Below are 20697 nucleotides of genomic sequence, written 5' to 3'. Positions count from 1 at the left end.
GTTTGCATTGCTAGAAGCAGGCTTTCGGAGTGAGTTTCTATGATGAATTTAGCTCTCGTGTTTTCCTTAATGCACTTTATGAAAAAATTCGCTAACGTGACAATTGCTTTTGGATGTAAATGTAATTCTGGCTGCTCAAGCATAATAATAGGGTTTGTTCCCAGTTCTCCATATGCTGCCTGAGCGCAAAGTGTTACCACCGGTAGTGCTTGCGATATCCCCTCTCCAGAATCTAGGATAGGGATTCTGATGGGAGTATTGCCTGGTGTCTCTGATGAAGATATGGTTTCAAGCTTCGAAACAATACGTTCGTTATTTGTACTCTGCGATAAAACACCTAGCTCAATTACTCTCCCACAAGTTTCATCAAGCCACGAGTTAATGGCGTCGAATGCTGGGCTTTTAGTCTTGGCTAAATTCCAAATTGTCTCTGCTGTGCCGGTGCCGTCATATTTAATGCCCTTTGGGGTGCTTGCGTCAATGACAAACTCTCGTGGAGGCTGGGATCTAATTGCATTCAACCAGAATATGGATGTAGATAATTTTTCTAGCTTCGAGTGGATTGATTGATGAACAGGGGCTTCAGGTGATCCCAAATCAAAAACTGAAAAATTGTTTAGTTTCACTTTCTTGGTTGGGCTGTCTTGTAGTTCGTATTGCTCTGGTCCCTTGTCCTCGTCAAGTCCTTCGATATATGTGTGGTGCATTATTTGAGAGTCGCATTTTTCTCCAAATGTTATGAATGTTATAGATTCTTCATCAAAGCCTTGCTGCTTAATTTCAAAGTTAAGAGACTCACTGTCATCCCATTCTATTCCGAATGACATTTTGTTGCTATAAGCATTAACAATGTTCTTGAAAGTTGCTCCTCGCAAGCACGGTGCGGTGTAGTCTAGATGGCTTTTTATAAATGTGGGTCGTTTCGATTGCGAGAAGCTTGCAGCTAGCATAGGAAGTAATCTTATAATTGCACTTTTTCCAGAGTTGTTGTACCCGAAAATTATTGATAGTGGGCTGATTGTTAGCTCTTGAGGATCTTTAAAAGCTTTATATCCAGAAAAATTTACTTTAGAGATACTTGCTGTTTTCATACTTTTTCACTCGTAAATAGTGAGAGAGATCGGTTGATAATCATCAATCTCCACTGATCAATGACACCTACTATCACCTTTTTATGATTGCTCGCTGTCCGGGCTTTCTTTCTTGATCATCTCCTCAGCCTAGTCAGGTCTAGGCTTCTGAGTAGCTCCAACATGTTGCTGCATTAGAAGTCATTTACCGTCCCACGTCATCCCGCCAAGAATGTTGAGTGTAATCAGGGATCAAGGCCCCTGCGACCTGTGGGGATGTCCTCTAACGTGGGACTGGCGGCTCCCTACGTCCGGGAGCGAGGGCATCTCATGATCTGGCCTCCTGAGCACCGTTACCGGTGGGCGGGTGGAGGCTGCATTGGCTGACGAGACCAGTGCAGCGAGATCCTGAGTCGGGTGAACGCAGCAATGCGATGACCGGGGCATGCCCGACTGTCAGTCAGGTGCAGTCCATTCCCTCGTCTGCGGCACCATCATCTGCATGGCTGTTGCTGGTGACATGGGCGTTTGTCACGCCAATTGTCACGAGGGGAATTGCCGCTGAGCCATGTGCGATCAGGGCTGCAGCAGTGTCAGGAGCGCCCGTCTCTTTCCAGTGCAGTTTTTTTCTTAGGTATGGTCCTTTTAAACGGGGCGGCTTTGCAGCCCCGTTTGAAAGGACCCGCGCGGAGGAGCCTCATGCGGTGCTGTGGGTAACTTCACAGCGAGTTTGAAGTGGTGGTGCGGCGGGTTACTCGGTCCTTTTGGCACTGCGCAGGCGCGTGACGTTCTCGCCCGTTTGCTTGGCAAACTCATGCGGCGTCACATGGTCCTCGCGGTTCGCCTCCAGAAACCGGCTCCACCACGTCATGATCATCCGGCGCTCTTCGAGGAACTCGGCCTTGTGGGTATAAGCGGCCCGCACGTTGTTGCGTTCCTTGTGGCTCATCTGCCGTTCGATGGCCGTCTCCGACCACAGCCCGGACTCGACCAGCGCACTGCACGCCATGGCTCGGAACCCGTGGCCGCATATATCGACCTTGGTGTCGTAACCCATCGTCCTGAGCGCGGCATTCACCGTGTTTTCGGACATCGGTTTCCATGGCTTGGCATCCCCAGCGAATACCAGGTCGAATTTTCCGGTGATCGTGTGGATCTGCTCAAGCAAGGCCACTGCCTGCGGCGATAAGGGTACAACGTGGATGTCCCCGGCCATCTTTGTACCCCTTGTGGAAAATGGCACACCATCCAGCGCCGGGCGGGTATCGGGGATTTCCCAGATGCCGCGCTTGAGGTCGAACTCGTTCCAGCGGGCGAAGCGCAGCTCGCTGGAGCGTACGAACACGTGCAGCGACAGCATCACGGTAAGGCGTGTGAGTGGGCGACCATTGTAGTCGTCGATGCGCGCCTGTAGCTCTGGCAGCCGCGATAAGGGTAGTGCGGGTCGATGTGTAACCCGTGGTGCTCTGATTGAGCCATCGAGGTCGTGGGCCGGGTTCGTCGTGATCAGCCGCAGCCGTTTGGCTTCGCGCATGATGCTTTGCAGGTAGTTCTTGATCCTGAGCGCCACGTCGATGGTGCCGCGCTTCGTCACGGCTTCCAGTGGCTGCATGAGGTCGTGGGTGTCCAACTCAACGATTGCCCTGGCACCGAGCAAAGGGAATACATGAGTCTTCAACCGGCTGAGTACAGTCTTGGCGTGGCCCGGCGCCCACTTCGGCACCATCCCGGCATACCAATCGAGCGCAACGCTTTCGAAGGTACGGCCATTGATTACGGCCTGCACCTTGGCCTGCTGCTTGGACTGGATAGGGTCAATGCCGTTGGCGAGCTGCTGTTTGAGCTCGAAGCGCTTGTGGCGAGCGTCAGCCAGCCCGACCACCGGGTAATTGCCGAGTGAGGTCAGGCCCTCGCGACCATCGGGCTTCACGTACCTGAGCCGCCAGCCTTTGCGACCGTTGGGCTTCACGAGGAGGTAAAGACCATCGCCGTCAAAAAGCTTGTACTCACGTTCGCGAGCCTTTGCAGTGCGGCAGGCGTTGTCGGTAAGGGGAGCCGTTGTGCGAGCCATAAGGGTACTTTCCAATGTCGAATTGGTAGGTATCCTTAAAAGTACCCTTATTAGCGCTGGCTACCCTCGGAATCCGACGGAACGCCAAAACGAAAAAACCCGCCAGAAGGCGGGTTTTTCGGGGGTTCCAGAGATTTTGAAAGCTTTCTATGGAACCTTATATGGTGCCGGCACCAGGAATCGAACCCGGGACCTACTGATTACAAGTCAGTTGCTCTACCATCTGAGCTATACCGGCAATGGGGCGTCATTATAGCGATCGGTTGGCGCCTGTAAACCACTTCCTTTCGAATAAGCGCAAATGACCTAAGTCACCGGCCTAAAAGGAGAATTTTCCTACCAGCCACGGTGGATGGTATTGACGCTTGGCTCGGTCTTACCCGGGTTGAAAAACAGCTTGTCGTTGTCGCAGCCGCGCTTGCGGCAGGGGCTTTCGACGCGCAGGGGCAGGCCGTTGTCGCCACCCAATTGCATGCCTGGGGTGTTCCAGTCCAGGGTGCTGGTGTGATGGGGCGCAGGGTCGCTGGCGCAGGCGGTCAGGGCCAGGGCGAGGGACAGCAGGGCAAGGGGCTTGGCTTGGTGCACGATGTCTAATTCCGTTAGTCCATGTCGGTTCTGGCGCAACGCCAGACGGTCGCGGCGCTGGCGGGCAGCGCGCGACGTAGCTTTTTAAGATTTGGGGGGCGGATGATACACCGTTAAACCGGGTTCGCGGCGCATTCACTGGCATTGTGTTGACTGCGCAGCCCGGGTTTAGGCCCCTCTGTAGGGTATTTCTGAAATTGAAACCAAATGCTTCATGTTCGATTGGTTTGGGAATTATCCTACGTGCGCTACCGAAGCTTCATTGTTGGCGGGGGAATGGCCCAAGGATAACGTTCCTGGGTCGCCAATTTCCTGGTGACCGGGTGTGAGAACCCGATTGTGAATGAGCGGTAGCCTATGGTGGCCGTACACGGGCAGGCTTCGGTCTGGCCGAGCTTCCTTATTCCCTCGGTTTCTCACCCCGTGTACGGCTGCCACCCAAATCCGTGAGAAAGATTCGGGTGGCATGCATCTCCATCGGAATAAGGATTCAATCATGAAGAAAATCGTTCCCGATCCACCCCGCCCCCTCATTTCCACCCCCTATTTCACCATCCACAGCGACATCTCTCCCCGCGACGCCATCGCCCACGCCTGCGAGCTCATGCGTGTGGTAGCCGAAACCCTCGATAACCATTGCCGTGACAACGCCGGCGTGCCCGGCCTCAACCTGCTGGCAAACGCTGCCCATGCGGCCGATTCGGCGTGCGTCCTGGCCGAACATGCAAAGCGCCGTTTGGAAGACGCTCAGGAAAAGGGGGCGCGGTCATGAGTGAAGCAAAGCCCATCACCACCGCCGGCATCGAATCGTTTCTTGAAGTCGGCAACCCGCCGCTGGGGCTGTTCCGCGTACAGGCCGGCATCCCTGTCGACCATGCCTATGAACAAGTGTCCGTGCTGCTGGGCTACATCAAGCACCTGGTGCGCGAAGGCGACATGGAGGATGACCACAAGCTACTCGGCGCTGCGGATTATCTCAGCGCGCTGGCCAAGGCATTGATGAACGATATTGAAATGGCCAAGAACAAAGCGCATTGAGTTAAAAGGCCCTTGTGGGAGCAGCAATCTTGTTTGTCTGTGTCGGCCTCATCAACGGCAAGCAGCTCCCACAAGCACGCAGCGGCTGTACAGATCCAGCGGCGTTTGCCTAATCGAAATTTTGTTTATGCACAAGAGGCATTATCGCCGTGCGCGAAAGGCATGCCGCCGCTGCGTACCGCCTGTCTTTGCGCAAACGCCTGTTTTTACTGGGCTTGCAGCCCCTTTGGGAATAAGCGCCTGGGCTGAAATAGCGCTTGGCTCCAACCAGTCATCACAAGCTTGTTCACAGACTTATCCACAGGTTGTGCTGTGGCTAACGGTCGCGTTCGGCAAGCAGCAACAGGTTGCGTGGTGTGAGCGGGTAGTCGCAGAACGTGCCAACGCGTACCGCATAGCCTTGTTCCTGCAGGAACAGCGCACGGTCGAGCACCAGCCACAGCTCCAGTGGCCTGCGGAACAGGTTGCGTACCCGTTCGAGGTTGCGCACCTCGGCCAGGCGTTGCCAGCCGGCCGCCTCCAGGGCGTCCCAGTCGGGGTTTAAGGTCAGTTCCAGTTGGCGCTGGTCGGCCAGGTCGCGGCAATATTGTTCGAAGGGTTTCTCCAGCCATGCCACCGGCAGGGAGGGGGTTGGCAGGTACTCATCGCACTGGCGCTGCTGGCGTTGCAGCAGGTCGAAACCCAGGCGCCTGGCCATGGACCGATCACGCTGGTGGCGGACCCGCGCACCAGCCGTGACGGTTTCACTCAATGGCAGGCCAAGGTCGATAATCGACAGCTGCAGCAGCGAGCGTTGCGCGGCGGCGGACATCGGTTGGTAGTGCTCGCCCTGGGTGCGGTTGTAGCAGCAGGGGGCCACGGCAAGGTGGCGGCAGCCTTGCTCGCTGGCTACGCGCAGCAGATGCACATGCAGGTCGCCGCAGGCGTGCAGGGCCACCACGCTTTTGTCGCGGTCGAGATGGCGGCGGCTGTCCGCAGCCATTACATCCTGGTGCACGTGGGTGGCGGGCAAGTGGTGGTGATCACTCAGCGCCTGGCCTGCGGCGACCAGGTTTGCGTCGTATTCCAGGCAAGTCAGGTGCTGGCCAGGTTGCAGAAGGCGGCGGCCGAGGTAGCCCTTGCCCGAACACCAGTCCAGCCAGTGGTGGGTCTGTGTGCGAAAGCTCAGGCGGCGGCTGAAGGCTTCGATCTGCTGCCATTTGCGGCCTGGGACGTTGACGTCGAGGCGGTGGCGGGCAGGTGCAAGGCCGGTGTCGGGCAGGTCGCCCAGGGCACTGAGCTGTTGGGCTTGCTGGGCCAGCTGGGGGAAGGGCGCGGGCAGGGTGTGCGGGGCAGGTTCAGCTTCGGCATCGGCCAGGGAGCACTGGCGCAGGTGGGCGGCGAGTTCGGGGTGTGCGGTTTCCCATTCCAGGCGCAGGGCAGTGAAGGGCCTGGGTTTCCACAGCGCCTGGTGCTCGATCAGGAACTGGTCGAGGGCCTGGAAGCGGTCGCTTATAGGGTGGCTGTGGAGGAACGTGGGCATGGGTTCAGCCAGTGGGTCAGTGGGAGGGCCTTACCCCGGCAAGGCGCTCCCACAGGTGTATCACTGCCCTGGTGGGAGCCTGCTTGCCGGCGATGGGGTTCAACGGCCCTGGCAGGCGTCAACGCGCAACCAGCGCTCCAGCAGCTTGAAACCTTGCACCAGCACGAACGAGATCACCAGGTAGAACACCCCGGCGGCGAAGAAGATCTCCACCGGCAGGTAGGTCCGGGCGATGATGGTCCGCGCCATGCCGGTCAGTTCCAGCAAGGTGACGGTACTGGCCAGGGCGCTGGCCTTGAGCATCAGGATCACTTCGTTGCTGTAGGCCGGCAAGCCGATGCGGGTTGCCCGCGGCAGCATGATGTAGAACAGCGTCTTGCCGCGCGACATGCCCAGCGCCCGCGCTGCTTCGATCTCACCCTTGGGGATGGCCTGCAGCGCACCGCGCAGGATTTCGGCAATGTAGGCGGCGGTGTGCAGGGTCATGGTCAGCACCGTGCACCAGAACGGATCGCGCAGGTAGGGCCACAGGCTGCTCGAACGCACCACATCGAACTGCGCCAGGCCGTAGTAGACCAGGAACAACTGCACCAGCAGCGGCGTGCCGCGGAAGAAGAAGATGTAGCCGTAGGGCAGGGCGCGCACGTACCAGTGGCGCGACGAGCGGGCGATGCCCAGCGGGATGGCCAGGATCAACCCGGCGACGACCGCGATGGCGACCAGCTCCAGGGTCAGGGTGGCGCCCTGCGCCAGGCGCGGCAGCCACTTGATGATCACTTCCCAATTCATTGTTCGGCCCTCGCAAAGCCGCGAGCGGCGCGTTTTTCCATGAAGTGCATGCCGGTCATGGCCACGATGGTCAGGCTCAGGTAGATGCAGGCCGCGACCATGTAGAAGGTGAACGGCTGCTTGGTCACGGTCACGCCGATTTGCGCGTGGCGCATGATTTCTTCAAGGCCGATGACCGACACCAGCGCGGTGTCCTTCATCAGGATCATGAACAGGTTGCCAAGGCCGGGCAGGGCGATACGCCACATCTGCGGCAGGATCAGCCGGGTGAAGATCCGCCCCTTGGACAGGCCCAGGGCGGTGCCCGCTTCACGGTGGCCCTTGGGGATGGCGAGGATGGCGCCACGGAACACTTCGGTGGCGTAGGCGCCGAAGCACAAGCCCAGGGCGATAACGCCTGCGGCGAACGCGCTAAGTTCCAGGCCGGGCATGTTCAGGGCGTCGCCAATCCGGTTCATCAGGTTGACGGTGCCAAAGTAGATCAGCAGCACCCAGAGCAATTCGGGTACGCCGCGCACCAGGGTGGAGTAGAAACCACCAAGCCACTGCAGCGGCTTGTAGGGCGATGTTTTCGCCAGGGCGCCAAGCAGCCCCAGTACCAGCCCCAGACAGAGGGCCGACAGCGCCAGTTTGACGGTCATCAGCGTGCCGGCCAAAAGGGCCGGACCGAATCCGTAAAGATCAATATTCATGGGTAGGTTTGTTCAAGGGACAGGCATCGCCATGGCGGCGATGCCTGTCGGGGCGAATCAATAGATGCTGAACGGGAAGTACTTGTCGTTGATCTTCTTGTAGGTGCCGTCGGCGACGATTTCCTTCAGCGCGGCGTTGAGCTTGTTGCGCAGCTCATCGTCACCCTTGCGTACAGCGATGCCGACCTTGTCGCTTTCGTTGACCGGCTCACCCTTGAACTCGAAGTTCTTGCCAGCGTCGGACTTCAGCCAGTCGTAGTTGGCGTACTTGTCGGCCAGGATGGCGTCAAGGCGGCCGGAGGTCAGGTCCAGGTAGGCGTTTTCCTGGCCGTCGTACAGGTTGACCTTGAACTCGCCGTCCATGCCGCCGTTGTCGTCCAGCCAGGTTGCAGCCTGGGTTGCGCGCTGGGTACCGATGGTCTTGCCTTTGAGCGAGGCGCGGTCGGTCTTGAAGTCGACGTTTTTCGGCGCGATGAACTGCTGCTTGTTGGAGTAGTACGGGTCGGTGAAGTCAACGGCCTGCTTGCGCTCGTCGGTGATCGACAGCGAAGAGATCAGGAAGTCGAACTTCTTGGCGTTCAGGGCGGGGATGATGCCGTCCCAGTCCGAGGTGACCACTTCGCACTCGACTTTCATCTTGGCGCACAGGGCGTCGCCGATGTCTTTGTCGAAGCCGACCACCTGGCCGCTGGCATCCTTGTTGTTGAACGGCGGGTAGGCCGCCTCGATGCCCATTTTCAGTTTTTCGGCTGCCATGGCATTGGCCGAGAAAACCAGGGTGGCGGCAGCGGCCAGGAGGAATTTCTTATAGGTCTGCATTCGTGTTGCTCCATTAGCGGTGGCTGGACATGAATTGCTTGCAACGCGCCGAGGTCGGGTTCTCGAAGACCTGCTGCGGCGATCCTTGCTCTTCAACCAGGCCCTGGTGCAGGAAGACCACTTCACTGGACACCTGGCGGGCAAAGTTCATCTCGTGCGTCACCAGCAGCATGGTACGGCCTTCTTCGGCCAGTGCGCGGATAACGTTAAGCACTTCCTGGACCATTTCCGGATCGAGCGCCGAGGTTGGCTCGTCGAACAGGATGACCTTGGGGCGCATGGCCAGGGTGCGGGCGATGGCAGCGCGTTGCTGCTGGCCACCGGAAAGCTGGGCGGGGTAGCTGTGGCGTTTTTCGTAGATGCCGACCTTGTTCAACAGCGCTTCGGCGGCTTCGATGGCTTCGGCCTTGCTCTGGCCAAGCACACGGCGCGGCGCCTCGATGATGTTGTCGAGCACCGACATGTGCGGCCACAGGTTGAAGTTCTGGAAGACGAAGCCGATTTCGCTGCGCAGGCGGTTGATCTGGCGGTTGTCGGCGGCAACCAGGTCGCCGTTCTTGGCGGCCTTGAGCTTGAGCGACTCACCGGCGACGATGATCTCGCCCTTGTGCGGGTTTTCCAGCAGGTTGATGCAGCGCAGCAGCGTGGACTTGCCGGAGCCGGACGATCCCAGAATGGAGATCACGTCACCATCGCGCGCAGTCAGCGAAATGCCCTTGAGAATTTCCTGGTCGCCGTAGCGTTTGTGCAGATTGCGGATTTCCAGCGCGGGCGTGGCCTGGGCCATGTGCGGTCCTCATGTGTTCGGGTGCGTTCCCAGCTGTTGGCGGCCTTCCTGGCGTGCGCCAAGCTAGCATAGCGGCATTATGGCGGCCAACAGGGGCGCGGGGGGCTCGGGGCAATGCCGGGGCAGTTTGTCGCATCGCTGCAGTGCAACGTCGCGCAGATGTCCGCGAAGGTCTCGCCCAGCTCCAGAGCCTTGATGAAAAAAGGCGCGATGGTGCCAGTTTTGGCCTGCGCTTGGAAGCTATTTTGCCCCTTTCGCGCATAAACGCCTGCCCGCAGCCAGCGCCTGCGCCGGGGGATTGTACCCAACCCTGGGGGCAACAGGTTCACCTGCACGCGGCAGTTGACGGCCTTGGGGTTGTACCTGGGTTGCACTTTTATGCGTTGCAGCGGTGCAAGGGTGTTACCGAGGAGCACCTTTGGTGCGTTTGTAAGTGGGTATTTCCGTAATCCAAACTTGGCATGTGGATTTGGCGAGCATTCGGTCAAAGTTTGGCCGAATGCCCGGCAAGCCGCGTGCCTTGCGGGTCGCCAGGTTTATCTGACGAATGCATTCAGCACATGGCCCGCTTATTGCCGTCTGGAAACCGCCGATTGCAGCGGTGCCTAAACCAACCCCAGGCCCGCTTCGTCCAGCAATCGGGTGGTCCACTCCTTACAAAGGTAGTTTTATGAGCGGTAACAATTCCAATGACCTCGCTCAGGGGCTCAAACAACGGCATGTGACCATGCTGTCCATTGCTGGCGTCATCGGCGCCGGTCTGTTCGTCGGCTCCGGCCACGCCATCGCTGCTGCCGGCCCTGCCGTACTGCTGGCCTATGCCGCCGCCGGTACGCTGGTGGTGCTGGTGATGCGCATGCTTGGTGAGATGGCTATCGCCTCGCCAGACACCGGCTCGTTCTCCACCTATGCCGACCGCGCCATTGGCCGCTGGGCCGGTTTCACCATTGGTTGGTTGTACTGGTGGTTCTGGGTGCTGGTGATCCCGCTGGAGGCCAACGCGGCGGCTGCGATCCTGCATGCCTGGTTCCCCGCCGTCGATCTGTGGGCGTTCTCCCTGCTGATCACCCTGGCGCTGACCCTGACCAACCTGTGCAGCGTGAAAAACTACGGTGAGTTCGAGTTCTGGTTCGCGCTGCTCAAGGTACTGGCAATCATCGGCTTCATCGTGGTCGGCTGCATCGCCATGTTTGGCCTGGTGCCAGGCAGCCAGGTCAGCGGGGCCAGCCACCTGTTCGATACCCAGGGCTTCATGCCGAACGGCCTGGGCGCTGTGCTGGCGGCCATGCTGACCACCATGTTCTCGTTCATGGGCACTGAAATCGTCACCATCGCTGCCGCCGAATCGAAAGACCCGGGCAAGCAGATCAGCCGCGCCACCAATTCGGTGATCTGGCGTATCTGCCTGTTCTACCTGGTGTCGATCTTCCTGGTGGTGGCCCTGGTACCGTGGAACGATCCGGCGTTGGCCGAGACCGGTTCCTACCAGACCGTGCTGAGCCGCATCGGCGTGCCCAATGCCAAGCTGATCGTCGACATCGTCGTGCTGATCGCTGTGACCAGTTGCCTGAACTCGGCGCTGTACACCTCTTCGCGCATGCTGTTCTCGCTGAGCAAGCGTGGCGATGCGCCGGCTATCGCGCAGCGCACCACCAAGGCGTCGACCCCGCATGTGGCGGTACTGCTGTCGACTGCTGCAGCGTTCCTGTGCGTGTTCGCCAACTACGTGGCGCCGGCCCAGGTGTTCGAGTTCCTGCTGGCCAGCTCTGGCGCGATCGCGCTGCTGGTGTACCTGGTGATCGCCATTTCGCAGTTGCGCATGCGCAGCCAGCGGGAAGCCCGTGGTGAGAAGATTGCCTTCAAGATGTGGCTGTTCCCGGGGCTGACCTGGGCCACCATTGCCTTCATCGTTGCCGTGCTGGTGGTGATGGCGCTGCGTGAGGATCACCGCGCGGAGATCATTGCGACTGCGTTGCTGAGCGTGGGTGTTGTGGCGGCAGGCTTGCTGGTGCATCGCAAGCGTGGAGCTGCTGGGCGGGTGGCGCTGGATAACTGATCCGCGCTGGCTGTAATGAAAAGGCCGCGTCCTGGGTAGGGCGCGGCCTTTTTGTTTGTCTGTGCGGCCCTATCCTTGTTCGCGCTGGCGATAGGGTCGGTGAGCTTTAGCCGAACTGCTTCTGCTGTTGCTGCTGCTTGGCGACCAGCTCGGAAGCGGTGATATAGGCCTCCTGGAACTCGTCGCTTTCCAGCCAGGCCATGGTGGTGTCTTCGTCGGCGCCATCGAGCCAGGTGCGGTAGGCGTTGAACACCAGCACGATGTAGTCGGTGGCGTGCTCTTCCTTGTGGCCCTTGAGCACCAGTGCCAGCAGCGGGTCGACCAGGAACACCGAGATCATCGCAACTAGGCTGGTTTCCTGCGCCGCCTTCATCTTCACGAACAGCTCTTTATAGCTGTCCGACTCCATGGCCTTGTTGAACACCTGTTCGATGCTGGCGCTGTCGCCGGCGCTGGTCTTGACGGCCTGGCCGCTGCGCACCATGCGGTTTTGCTTGGCCTTGCTGGCAGCGCGTTTGGCGCGTTTCTGTTGCTTGGTAGGGGTGGCCATGGGCGAATCCTTGGGTGTGTCCGAAATTGCGCGTATTGAAGCGCAGTTGCCTGCGAAACCCAAGTGTTGCCTATAACCGCTGACTGCCGGCGATGGGCTGCGCAGCAGCCCGCAGCCATTCAACTGGCAAGCGCAGACCCTTCGTCTTCCTCGAAGTCACGCGAAGCGCGGCCGACCAGCATCGGGTCCGGCGCATGGGCCACACTGTGGTCCTTCCCTGGGTAATCCAGCGAATGCAGGAAATGCCGGATGCAATTGATCCGCGCCCGCTTCTTGTCATCGGACTTGATGACGGTCCACGGTGCGTCGGCCGTGTCGGTATGGAAGAACATCGCTTCTTTGGCGGCGGTGTAGTCGTCCCATTTGTCCAGCGACTTGATGTCGATGGGCGAGAGCTTCCAGTGCTTGAGCGGGTCGTCGCGACGGGAAATGAATCGGCGCAGTTGCTCTTCACGGTTCACCGAGAACCAGTACTTGAACAGCAGGATGCCGCTGTTGCACAGCATGCGCTCTAGGTCCGGCGCCTGGCGCATGAATTCCAGGTACTGCAGTGGGGTGCAGAACTCCATCACCTTCTCGACCCCGGCGCGGTTGTACCAGGAGCGGTCGAAGAACACCATTTCACCGGCCGTGGGCAGGTGCTGGATGTAACGCTGGAAATACCACTGGCCCTTCTCCTGCTCGGACGGCTTTTCCAGCGCGACGATCCGCGAGCCACGCGGGTTTAGGTGCTCCATGAAGCGCTTGATGGTGCCACCCTTGCCCGCGGCGTCACGCCCCTCGAACAGGATCACCACGCGCTGGCCGGTGTCCTTGACCCAGCTTTGTACCTTCAGCAGCTCGATCTGCAGCGCATGCTTGGCCTTTTCGTATTCCTGGCGACGCATGCGGGTGCGGTAGGGGTAGTTGGCCGGCAGGCGCGCCGAGGTGCTGTCTTCATTGCTGCCTTTTGGCGCGCTGGCCACTTCCAGTGCGGTTGGCTGCTGGCTGACCCGGGTAATGGAAGGTTCGGGTTTGCGTTGGCGCGGGCGGCGAGGGCGAGGTGTGGGTGCGGAGGTGGGCTCGCCGGAGGAGGGGAGCAGGGGGGAGGATTCTTCGCTCATGGTGGTCCTTGCCAGGTCGGTCTAATGTCCACCTGCAATTGTGAGTCTGAGCGAGTGATAGCATGTTGATGCTAGTCAACGGCGAAGGGGCTGGCCGCTTACGCAGATGAATCTGCCGAGCTGGTGTAAAAAGCGCAGACAACAAAAAACCCGCACTGGGCGGGTTTCTTGTGTCGCTTCGGGTAACTTTGCAACCACCAGAAGCTGAAGGTGGTGCCCAGAGACGGAGTCGAACCGCCGACACGAGGATTTTCAATCCTCTGCTCTACCGACTGAGCTATCTGGGCGACGAGGTGAATTAAATAGATTTCCAGACCGCTCGTCAACGACTTTTTGAAAAAATTTTAAATTAATTCCGTCGCTTACGATTTTTGGGGTCATTCGGCCGGTGGAACGTAGCCTTCCGCCTGGGCGTAGTCTTCGCCGGCAAAAAACTTGTCCATCTCGCCCTGGAGGAACTTGCGGTCCTCGGCGTTCATCATGTTCAGGCGCTTCTCGTTGATCAGCATGGTCTGGTGCTTCTGCCAGTCGGCCCAGGCTTGCTGCGAGATATGTTCGTAAATGTCCTGGCCCTTGGCGCCAGGGTACGGCGGGCGCTCAAGGCCTGGCAGTTGTTCTTTGTACTTGCGGCACATCACGGTGCGGGTCATCGGGCGTCTCCTGCAATCAGTTCGTCGGCCGCGCGTTTGAGCAGCTTCTTGACCGGGGCGGCGAGGCCCAGGCGCGGCGGGGTGGCCAGGTTATACCAGAGCCAGTCAGGCTCGGCCACGTGCTGGCCGACCGGGTCGACGCGCACCAGCCACGGCTCGATTGCCAGCTGGAAGTGGCTGAACGTGTGGGTCAGGCCGTCTAGCGCACGGCTGTCGGCCAGGCGCAGGCCATGCTGATACGCCAGGTCATCGAGCTGTTCGATGGCGTCCAGCTCCGGCAGGCTCCACAGGCCACCCCACAGGCCGCTGGAGGGGCGGCGATAAAGCAGGATGGCGCCTTCGTGGTTGGCCAGCAGCGGCATCAGCGTGCGCCGCTGCGGCAGGGCCTTGCGCGGTTTGGGCTCGGGGTAGCGGGTTTCTTCACCGTGCAGGTGCGCTTCGCAGCCGCGCTGCAAGGGGCAGATCAGGCAACTGGGCTTGCTGCGGGTGCACAGCGTGGCGCCCATGTCCATCATGGCCTGGGTGTAGTGGTTGGCGCGTTGCTGGGGGGTAAAGCGCTCGGCGGTGGCCCATAGCGCATTGGCCACCTTGGGTTCGCCGGGGTAGCCGGCCTGGGCGGTGAAGCGTGCCAGCACGCGCTTGACGTTACCGTCCAGGATCGGTGCCCGGATGCCCATGCTGATGCTGGCGATGGCGCCGGCGGTGGAGCGGCCGATGCCCGGCAGCTCGGTGAGCTGCTCGACACTGCGCGGGAATTCGCCGCCGTACTGCTCGACCACGATCTTCGCCGCCTTTTGCAGGTTACGCGCCCGGGTGTAGTAGCCCAGGCCGGTCCACAGGTGCAGCACCTCGTCTTCGGGCGCATCAGCCAGGGCCTGCACGGTGGGCAAGGCCTGCATGAAGCGGTCGAAGTAGTTGAGCACGGTGCTGACTTGGGTCTGTTGCAGCATGATTTCCGACACCCACACCCGGTAAGGGTTGATGCCCTGTTGCCAGGGCAGGTCGTGCCGGCCGTGCTGGTCGTACCAATCCAGCACGGCGCTGGAGAACTGCGCAGGGGTCATCGCTTGAACAGCCCCTTGAGCGCGTCTTTGAGTTCTGGGCTCACTTTGTCTCCGAGTTTTTCGTTGAGCTTTTCATCGATCTTGTCTTTCAGGCGGTTGCCAGCCAGTTTGGCTGCGACCTTGCCCAGGCCGTCCTGGTCCAGGCGGCAGGCCTTGGCGCCCAGTTCCAGCGGGCCCCGGCAGCGCAGCGGCACTTCGACGCCCACGTAGCGCTCGTTGACCTGGCAGGCGGGGTCCGGCATGGCGCGCTGGTCGCCCTCGACGATCACGCCAACGTTGTAGTCCATGCCCAGCACGCGCAGGTCGAGGTCGCCATGGCCGTTGACGGTCAGGCCCGGGATGCGCGCCTTGAGGTCGGGGTTGCTGGCGACGCCATTGCGTATCACCAGGCTGCCGCGCAGCTCTTCGAACGGCGTGTCCTTGCCGCGCGGCTCGCCGCTGAGCGACTTGCGGTTGAGGGTGGCGATGGCCTGGCAGAGTTGCTGTTCCAGGTTGGCGTTGACCAGCACACCGTCGTTGATGGTGAAGTTTGCGCTGCCGTTGAGGGTGTCGACCAGTGCCTTCTGGCTGTTGCCGGTCGCCGTCAGGTTGCTGGCCAAGGTCAGCAGGCCCTTGACGGGCGGGGTCTGCTCTTTGCCTTCGGCCTTGATGAAGCGTTCCACCGGCACCCGGTTGATCCGGGTGCTGACGCCCAACTGCGGCACGGCAGGGCGCACGTCGACCGTGCCCTTGGCCTCGAAGCTGCCGTTGTAGAGCCCGCCGCGCAGGGTTTGCAGGGTCACCAGACCACCTTGGCCGGTGGCCTGCAACTGGGCATCGCTGATGGGCAGCTTGTCCAGGGTCAGCGAGCCGAATGCCAGGTCGGCCTGCAGGTCAAGAACACGCAGGCGGTCGACCGGCAGCAGTTTGTCATTGCTCCAGGCGACCTGGGTCGGCGCGTTGGGCAGCGGGGAGCTGCCGGCACCGGCCACGGCGCTGGCTTCCTGTTGCGTGACCTCGCTTTGACGCGCCGCCGTGGCACCCTTGGCTTCTTCGCTTTTGGCCGGCAGGTAGCGATCGGCGTCGAACTTGTCGCCTTTGAGCTGCACGCGCAGGGCCTGTTTGGCGAAATCTTCAACGGCCACGCGCCCGCTGAAGGTGCTGTCATCCAGTTTTACCGCCAGGTCTGCCAGCGTCAGGCTGTTGGGTGTGCCCTGCAGGCGGCTGACCAGCTCCAGCTTGCTGAAGGCGGCCGGGTCAGTGGTGGCCGGCAGCGGGTGGCCAATGCCGTCGAGGAAGGTGCGCAGGTCGAACTGGGCAATGGACAGGCCGCCACTGAGTTGCGGCGCCTTGTCCAGCTCGCGCAGGTTCAGCTCACCCAGGGCGCGCAGTTGGTTGGCCGATATTTTCAGGCCGCTCCAGGAGGCGACGTTGGCGGCCATGTCGACCAGCAGTTGGCCTTGGGCGGCGAAGGTCATGGTCTTGCCGGCCAGCGGTTCACCCGAGGTTTCGCCCGACAGGCGCATGTCTTCGAAGTTGTAGCGTTTGAGCTTGCGATCGAAGCGCAGCTCGCCGGTGAGCTCGGTGCGAGCCTTGAGGTTAGGCTGGCTGGCACTGAGGAAGGCGCTGGCCTTGAGCGGGATGTTCGCGCCTTCATGGACCGGGCCGGTGCTCAGCTGGATGCTTTCGGCACTGTAGCTCTTGCCGCTCTGGGCATCGGTGTACTGCACCCGGGCGTTGTTCACGGTCAGGCTGTCGATGTCGAGCTTGACCGCCCGCTCGCTGCCGCTGTCGACCGGTTTGCCCGGCTGCTCGGCAGTTTTCGGCGCATTGGCGGTGGCACCGTCCTGCGTGGGCAGCGGCTTGCCGATGTCTTCCCAGTTGCCGTGGCCTTGCTCATCGCGGGCCAGGGTCAGGTTCAGCCCCTCGACGCGCACATCGCTCATCTGCACTTCGCGGCGCAGCAACGGCAGCACGCGCACCGACAGGCCGAGCATCTGCAGGTCGGCGAACGGCTCGGTGGGTTTGGTCAGCGTGGCGATGCTGGCTTCATGAAGCTCCAGGCCCAGCCAGGGGAACAGGCTCCAGCCGATGTCACCGTTGAGGGTCAGCTCGACGTGGGCCTTGTCGCGTGCCAACTGGCGGATTTCATCTTTATAGTCGTTGGGATCGAAGAGGTGGGTCAGGGCAAAGCCCAGCGCCACAATGATCAGCAGCAACCCGAGAAGCCCCAGTCCCAGGATTTTGCCGAACGCTTTCATGGGCGAGTCCTTGTGGTCCGATTTTGAAATTCAAGCGGCTGAGTATAGCGCCGCAGCGGTAGGCCCTGAGTATCCGACAAGAGATACAGAGCATTTCCTACTAATTGATCAGGTGTTGCGCCTTTCGACAATGGTGGTTCGTGCGGTTCCTTTTGTGCCGGCTTGTTCGGGAGCAAACCCGCTTCCACACCCAGGGCGCCGCGCTGGGCACGGGACGATGCCCGTTCAGCTGCGCAAAAAATAACGATATCAGATTGCTTTCTCGCAAGAAGCTAACTGCTACTCTTTCGCCGCTTTCGGAGCGTCCGCGGCCCATTGTCGCGGGGCGTTGCCCTGAAAGGCGACCTAGAAAAGGATCGAATCCATGAGCAGCAGTATCACGACAGGCGTGGCCGTCAGCCCACCGGGCTTCTTGTCCAAGGAGCGCATCATCGCTCGCCCGGGTTTCAACCGTTGGCTGGTCCCCCCCGCCGCGCTGGCCATTCACCTGTGCATTGGCATGGCGTACGGTTTTTCGGTGTTCTGGCTGCCGCTGTCACAGGCCCTCGGTATCACGGCCCCGGTCTCCTGCGGAGCAGACATAGGGTTCATCGCCCGCCTGTTCAGCGCCGAGTGCGACTGGCCGATTTCCATGCTGAGCTGGATCTACACCCTGTTCTTCGTATTCCTCGGTTGCTCGGCTGCAGTGCTGGGCGGCTGGCTTGAGCACGCCGGCCCCCGCAAGGCAGGCCTGGTGTCGGCCCTGTGCTGGTGTGGCGGCATGTTGATTTCGGCGCTTGGTGTGAAGACGCACCAGCTGTGGCTGATGTGGCTGGGCTCTGGCGTGATCGGCGGCATTGGCCTGGGCCTGGGGTACATCTCGCCGGTTTCGACCCTGATCAAGTGGTTCCCGGACAAGCGCGGGATGGCCACCGGCATGGCAATCATGGGCTTTGGCGGCGGCGCGATGGTTGGGGCGCCCTTGGCTGCCACGTTGATGGGGCACTTCGCCAACGCGCAGGAAGTCGGTGTGTGGCAGAGCTTCGTCGTCATGGCCGCCATCTACTTCGTGTTCATGGTTGCAGGCGCTTTGGCGTATCGCGTGCCGCCCACCGGCTGGAAGCCAGAAGGCTGGACTGCACCGGTGAAAAAAGCCAGCGCCATGGTCACCGACCGCCATGTGCATGTCAGCGTGGCCTGGAAAACCCCGCAGTTCGCGCTGATCTGGCTGGTGCTGTGCCTTAATGTGTCAGCCGGCATCGGCATCCTGGGCATGGCCTCGCCGCTGCTGCAGGAGGTGTTCGCCGGCAAGCTGCTGGGCAACGAGCTGAGCTTCAGCCAGCTCAACGCCGCGCAACTGGCGCAAATTGCGGCGATTGCCGCAGGCTTCACCGGGCTGCTGAGCCTGTTCAACATCGGTGGGCGGTTCTTCTGGGCATCGTTCTCGGACTACATCGGCCGCAAGAATACCTATTTCGCCTTCTTCGCCTTGGGCGTGGGCCTCTACAGCCTGGTGCCGAGCATGGGCCACCTGGGCAATGTGGCGCTGTTCGTGGCGGCGTTCTGCATCATTCTGTCCATGTACGGCGGGGGTTTTGCCACAGTGCCGGCCTACCTGGCCGACCTGTTCGGCACGCAGATGGTCGGGGCCATCCATGGCCGCCTGCTGACCGCCTGGGCTGCCGCCGGTGTGCTGGGGCCGGTGTTGATCACCTACCTGCGCGAATACCAGTTGGCGGCGGGCGTGGAGCGCGCCGCAGCCTATGACATGACCCTGTACATCCTCGCCGGCCTGCTGGTGCTGGGCTTTATCTGCAACATGCTGGTACGCCCGGTGGCCGACAAGCACTTCATGAGCGATGCCGAGCTGGCGGCCGAGCGCGCCTTGAGCCACGACAAAGGCGCAGATGGCACGCGTTCGCTGCAGTGGCATGCCGCGCCGGGTAGCCTGCCGCTGGTGCTGATTGCCTGGGCGGTGGTGGTGGTTCCACTGGCGTGGGGCGTGTGGGTTACCTTGCAGAAGACGGCCGCGCTGTTCCATTGAGGTGTATGACGGGGGCTGCAAAGCAGCCCTTGCATTGCCATATGTCATCCGCGTTTCAAGCTGGCGCGTTCTGGGCCTATAATGGAGCCCTTTTCGCCCAATGATTTTGCGGAGCTGGTGATGGTCGAACGTAAGGCTTCCGTCGAGCGCAATACCCTGGAAACCCAGGTCAAGTGCTCGATCAACCTCGATGGCAGTGGCAAGGCCCGATTCGATATCGGCGTGCCTTTCCTTGAACACATGCTCGACCAGATCGCCCGACATGGGCTGATCGATCTGGATATCGAGTGCAAGGGTGACCTGCATATCGACGATCACCATACCGTCGAAGACGTCGGTATCACCCTGGGCCAGGCATTCGCCCAGGCCATCGGCGACAAGAAAGGCATCTTCCGCTACGGCCATGCCTACGTGCCGCTGGACGAAGCGCTGTCGCGCGTGGTCATCGACTTCTCCGGCCGCCCAGGCCTGCAGATGCATGTGCCGTACACCCGCGCCACCGTGGGCGGCTTCGATGTCGACCTGTTCCAGGAGTTCTTCCAGGGCTTCGTTAACCATGCCCTGGTGACCCTGCACATCGACAACCTGCGTGGCCACAACACCCACCACCAGATCGAAACCGTGTTCAAAGCCTTCGGCCGCGCCCTGCGCATGGCCGTGACCCAGGACGAGCGCATGGCCGGGCAGATGCCTTCCACTAAGGGATGCCTGTAAATGCAGACGGTAGCCGTAATCGACTATGGCATGGGCAACCTGCACTCGGTGGCCAAGGCGCTCGAGCATGTCGGCGCCGGCAAGGTGCTGGTCACCAGCGACGCTGCGGTCATCCGCGAGGCTGACCGCGTGGTGTTCCCCGGCGTTGGCGCCATTCGCGACTGCATGGCCGAGATCCGCCGCCTGGGCTTCGACAGCCTGGTACGTGAAGTCAGCCAGGACCGCCCCTTCCTGGGTATCTGTGTCGGCATGCAGGCGCTGCTCGACCACAGCGAAGAGAACGACGGCGTCGATTGCATCGGCCTGTTCCCTGGCCAGGTGCGCTTCTTCGGTAAAGACCTGCGTGAAGACGGCGAGCACCTGAAAGTGCCGCACATGGGCTGGAACGAAGTCAGCCAGACCATCGACCACCCGCTGTGGCACGACATCCCGGACCGCGCGCGCTTCTATTTCGTGCACAGCTACTACATCAATGCCGGCAAGCCGGGCCAGGTGGTCGGTCGCGGCCACTATGGCGTCGACTTTGCCGCCGCGCTGGCTGACGGTTCGCGCTTTGCGGTGCAGTTCCACCCGGAGAAGAGCCATACCCATGGCCTGCAGTTGCTGCAGAACTTCGTCGCCTGGGACGGGCGCTGGTAAATGAGCAGGTCGAAGACCAAGGCCCCGATCATCACCCTGGCCCCTGAGCAGGAGCGCGAAGCGCTCGATACGCTCAAGCGCTTTCTCGAAGACCGTTTCGAGTTGCAGTTGGGGTCGTTCGAGGTGGCCGAGGTCCTCGAGCTGTTCAGCAAAGAAATTGCACCCCACTACTACAACAGGGCGATTGCCGATGTTCAGCTGCACCTCAAGGAGCGGTTCGAGAGCATCGAAAGCGACCTGTGGGCACTCGAGAAGCCCTGAAACTCAACAATTAGACAGGTTCCC

20 protein-coding genes and 2 tRNA genes are annotated in these 20697 nt (G+C 60.8%); 7 read left to right on the top strand and 15 right to left on the bottom strand.

Annotation, left to right across the window (positions count from 1 at the left end; translation table 11 throughout):
• The 4 genes from APH34_RS28985 to APH34_RS25150 all read right to left on the bottom strand — a co-directional run.
• The coding region (locus APH34_RS28985) for an ATP-binding protein (protein WP_082422886.1) at positions 1 to 1091 on the bottom strand (1091 nt) is incomplete at its 3' end.
• A gap of 730 nt (positions 1092 to 1821) precedes the next feature.
• Complete coding sequence (locus tag APH34_RS25160) at positions 1822 to 3141, bottom strand: integrase arm-type DNA-binding domain-containing protein (protein ID WP_054903433.1); 1320 nt, start codon at positions 3139 to 3141, stop codon at positions 1822 to 1824.
• A gap of 162 nt (positions 3142 to 3303) precedes the next feature.
• Positions 3304 to 3379 (bottom strand) — tRNA-Thr (locus APH34_RS25155).
• 98 nt (positions 3380 to 3477) lie between these two features.
• Complete coding sequence (locus APH34_RS25150) at positions 3478 to 3726, bottom strand: hypothetical protein (RefSeq protein WP_054903432.1); 249 nt, start codon at positions 3724 to 3726, stop codon at positions 3478 to 3480.
• Positions 3727 to 4222: 496 nt separating this feature from the next.
• Here APH34_RS25150 and APH34_RS25145 point away from each other — a divergent pair, with 496 nt between their 5' ends.
• Together APH34_RS25145 and APH34_RS25140 are read left to right on the top strand one after the other, a co-directional pair.
• Positions 4223 to 4498, top strand: coding sequence for a hypothetical protein (locus APH34_RS25145; RefSeq protein WP_054903431.1), 276 nt, complete (start codon positions 4223 to 4225; stop codon positions 4496 to 4498).
• Positions 4495 to 4764, top strand: a complete 270-nt coding sequence (locus tag APH34_RS25140) for a DUF3077 domain-containing protein (protein ID WP_054903430.1) — start codon at positions 4495 to 4497, stop codon at positions 4762 to 4764. Before APH34_RS25145 ends, APH34_RS25140 begins: the two co-directional genes overlap by 4 nt.
• Before the next feature lie 316 nt (positions 4765 to 5080).
• Here APH34_RS25140 and APH34_RS25135 read toward each other — a convergent pair whose 3' ends face one another.
• The 5 genes from APH34_RS25135 to APH34_RS25115 all read right to left on the bottom strand — a co-directional run bounded on the left by APH34_RS25135 (position 5081) and on the right by APH34_RS25115 (position 9373).
• Positions 5081 to 6286: a methyltransferase gene (locus APH34_RS25135; RefSeq protein WP_054903429.1), complete on the bottom strand. Its 1206-nt coding sequence runs from the start codon at positions 6284 to 6286 to the stop codon at positions 5081 to 5083.
• Between the two features lie 99 nt (positions 6287 to 6385).
• Positions 6386 to 7075: an ABC transporter permease gene (locus APH34_RS25130; RefSeq protein WP_054903428.1), complete on the bottom strand. Its 690-nt coding sequence runs from the start codon at positions 7073 to 7075 to the stop codon at positions 6386 to 6388.
• A complete protein-coding gene (locus APH34_RS25125) occupies positions 7072 to 7767 on the bottom strand; it encodes an ABC transporter permease (RefSeq protein WP_054903427.1) in 696 nt (231 codons plus the stop codon). The genes APH34_RS25130 and APH34_RS25125 overlap by 4 nt, the downstream gene beginning before the upstream one ends.
• Before the next feature lie 57 nt (positions 7768 to 7824).
• Positions 7825 to 8586, bottom strand: a complete 762-nt coding sequence (locus APH34_RS25120; RefSeq protein ID WP_054903426.1) for an ABC transporter substrate-binding protein — start codon at positions 8584 to 8586, stop codon at positions 7825 to 7827.
• 13 nt (positions 8587 to 8599) lie between these two features.
• Positions 8600 to 9373: an ABC transporter ATP-binding protein gene (locus APH34_RS25115; RefSeq protein WP_054903425.1), complete on the bottom strand. Its 774-nt coding sequence runs from the start codon at positions 9371 to 9373 to the stop codon at positions 8600 to 8602.
• A gap of 670 nt (positions 9374 to 10043) precedes the next feature.
• On the opposite strand from APH34_RS25115, the gene gabP reads away from it, so the two are divergent.
• Positions 10044 to 11429, top strand: a complete 1386-nt coding sequence (gene gabP / locus APH34_RS25110) for a GABA permease (protein WP_054903424.1) — start codon at positions 10044 to 10046, stop codon at positions 11427 to 11429.
• 106 nt (positions 11430 to 11535) lie between these two features.
• Here the strand turns inward: gabP and APH34_RS25105 are convergent, their stop codons facing one another.
• The 6 genes from APH34_RS25105 to APH34_RS25080 form a co-directional block, all read right to left on the bottom strand.
• Complete coding sequence (locus APH34_RS25105; RefSeq protein WP_054903423.1) at positions 11536 to 11979, bottom strand: hypothetical protein; 444 nt, start codon at positions 11977 to 11979, stop codon at positions 11536 to 11538.
• Positions 11980 to 12098: 119 nt separating this feature from the next.
• Positions 12099 to 13082 (bottom strand): polyphosphate kinase 2, encoded by a 984-nt coding sequence (gene ppk2 / locus APH34_RS25100; protein ID WP_054903422.1) that lies wholly within the window; start codon positions 13080 to 13082, stop codon positions 12099 to 12101.
• 211 nt (positions 13083 to 13293) lie between these two features.
• Positions 13294 to 13369 (bottom strand) — tRNA-Phe (locus APH34_RS25095).
• A gap of 90 nt (positions 13370 to 13459) precedes the next feature.
• Complete coding sequence (locus APH34_RS25090) at positions 13460 to 13732, bottom strand: oxidative damage protection protein (RefSeq protein ID WP_054903421.1); 273 nt, start codon at positions 13730 to 13732, stop codon at positions 13460 to 13462.
• Positions 13729 to 14796 carry an A/G-specific adenine glycosylase gene (gene mutY, locus APH34_RS25085; protein ID WP_054903420.1) on the bottom strand — a complete coding sequence of 356 codons (1068 nt, stop codon included), beginning with the start codon at positions 14794 to 14796 and terminating at the stop codon, positions 13729 to 13731. Before mutY ends, APH34_RS25090 begins: the two co-directional genes overlap by 4 nt.
• The gene (locus APH34_RS25080) at positions 14793 to 17036 is read right to left on the bottom strand and encodes an AsmA family protein (protein WP_054903419.1); all 2244 of its coding nucleotides are present in this window, start codon (positions 17034 to 17036) and stop codon (positions 14793 to 14795) included. The genes mutY and APH34_RS25080 overlap by 4 nt, the downstream gene beginning before the upstream one ends.
• 364 nt (positions 17037 to 17400) lie before the next feature.
• Between APH34_RS25080 and APH34_RS25075 the strand changes: the two genes are divergently transcribed.
• From APH34_RS25075 to APH34_RS25060, 4 genes are all read left to right on the top strand, one after another.
• On the top strand, positions 17401 to 19059 hold the full coding sequence (locus tag APH34_RS25075; RefSeq protein WP_054903418.1) for an OFA family MFS transporter: 1659 nt from the start codon (positions 17401 to 17403) through the stop codon (positions 19057 to 19059).
• Positions 19060 to 19179: 120 nt separating this feature from the next.
• On the top strand, positions 19180 to 19773 hold the full coding sequence (hisB, locus tag APH34_RS25070; RefSeq protein ID WP_012316676.1) for an imidazoleglycerol-phosphate dehydratase HisB: 594 nt from the start codon (positions 19180 to 19182) through the stop codon (positions 19771 to 19773).
• Positions 19774 to 20412 (top strand): imidazole glycerol phosphate synthase subunit HisH, encoded by a 639-nt coding sequence (hisH, locus tag APH34_RS25065; RefSeq protein ID WP_054903417.1) that lies wholly within the window; start codon positions 19774 to 19776, stop codon positions 20410 to 20412.
• Complete coding sequence (locus APH34_RS25060) at positions 20413 to 20673, top strand: DUF2164 domain-containing protein (protein WP_054903416.1); 261 nt, start codon at positions 20413 to 20415, stop codon at positions 20671 to 20673.
• Positions 20674 to 20697: the final 24 nt, after the last annotated feature.

Source organism: Pseudomonas sp. NBRC 111131 (assembly GCF_001320525.1).
GTDB lineage: Bacteria > Pseudomonadota > Gammaproteobacteria > Pseudomonadales > Pseudomonadaceae > Aquipseudomonas > Aquipseudomonas ceruminis.
This window is presented reverse-complemented; position numbering and strand designations above follow the sequence as displayed.

Coding starts and splice junctions, on each gene's coding strand:
- APH34_RS25160 (WP_054903433.1), bottom strand. CDS start 3,141: ATGGCTCGCACAACGGCTCCCCTTACCGACAACGCCTGCCGCACTGCA.
- APH34_RS25145 (WP_054903431.1), top strand. CDS start 4,223: ATGAAGAAAATCGTTCCCGATCCACCCCGCCCCCTCATTTCCACCCCC.
- APH34_RS25140 (WP_054903430.1), top strand. CDS start 4,495: ATGAGTGAAGCAAAGCCCATCACCACCGCCGGCATCGAATCGTTTCTT.
- APH34_RS25135 (WP_054903429.1), bottom strand. CDS start 6,286: ATGCCCACGTTCCTCCACAGCCACCCTATAAGCGACCGCTTCCAGGCC.
- APH34_RS25130 (WP_054903428.1), bottom strand. CDS start 7,075: ATGAATTGGGAAGTGATCATCAAGTGGCTGCCGCGCCTGGCGCAGGGC.
- APH34_RS25125 (WP_054903427.1), bottom strand. CDS start 7,767: ATGAATATTGATCTTTACGGATTCGGTCCGGCCCTTTTGGCCGGCACG.
- APH34_RS25120 (WP_054903426.1), bottom strand. CDS start 8,586: ATGCAGACCTATAAGAAATTCCTCCTGGCCGCTGCCGCCACCCTGGTT.
- APH34_RS25115 (WP_054903425.1), bottom strand. CDS start 9,373: ATGGCCCAGGCCACGCCCGCGCTGGAAATCCGCAATCTGCACAAACGC.
- gabP (WP_054903424.1), top strand. CDS start 10,044: ATGAGCGGTAACAATTCCAATGACCTCGCTCAGGGGCTCAAACAACGG.
- APH34_RS25105 (WP_054903423.1), bottom strand. CDS start 11,979: ATGGCCACCCCTACCAAGCAACAGAAACGCGCCAAACGCGCTGCCAGC.
- ppk2 (WP_054903422.1), bottom strand. CDS start 13,082: ATGAGCGAAGAATCCTCCCCCCTGCTCCCCTCCTCCGGCGAGCCCACC.
- APH34_RS25090 (WP_054903421.1), bottom strand. CDS start 13,732: ATGACCCGCACCGTGATGTGCCGCAAGTACAAAGAACAACTGCCAGGC.
- mutY (WP_054903420.1), bottom strand. CDS start 14,796: ATGACCCCTGCGCAGTTCTCCAGCGCCGTGCTGGATTGGTACGACCAG.
- APH34_RS25080 (WP_054903419.1), bottom strand. CDS start 17,036: ATGAAAGCGTTCGGCAAAATCCTGGGACTGGGGCTTCTCGGGTTGCTG.
- APH34_RS25075 (WP_054903418.1), top strand. CDS start 17,401: ATGAGCAGCAGTATCACGACAGGCGTGGCCGTCAGCCCACCGGGCTTC.
- hisB (WP_012316676.1), top strand. CDS start 19,180: ATGGTCGAACGTAAGGCTTCCGTCGAGCGCAATACCCTGGAAACCCAG.
- hisH (WP_054903417.1), top strand. CDS start 19,774: ATGCAGACGGTAGCCGTAATCGACTATGGCATGGGCAACCTGCACTCG.
- APH34_RS25060 (WP_054903416.1), top strand. CDS start 20,413: ATGAGCAGGTCGAAGACCAAGGCCCCGATCATCACCCTGGCCCCTGAG.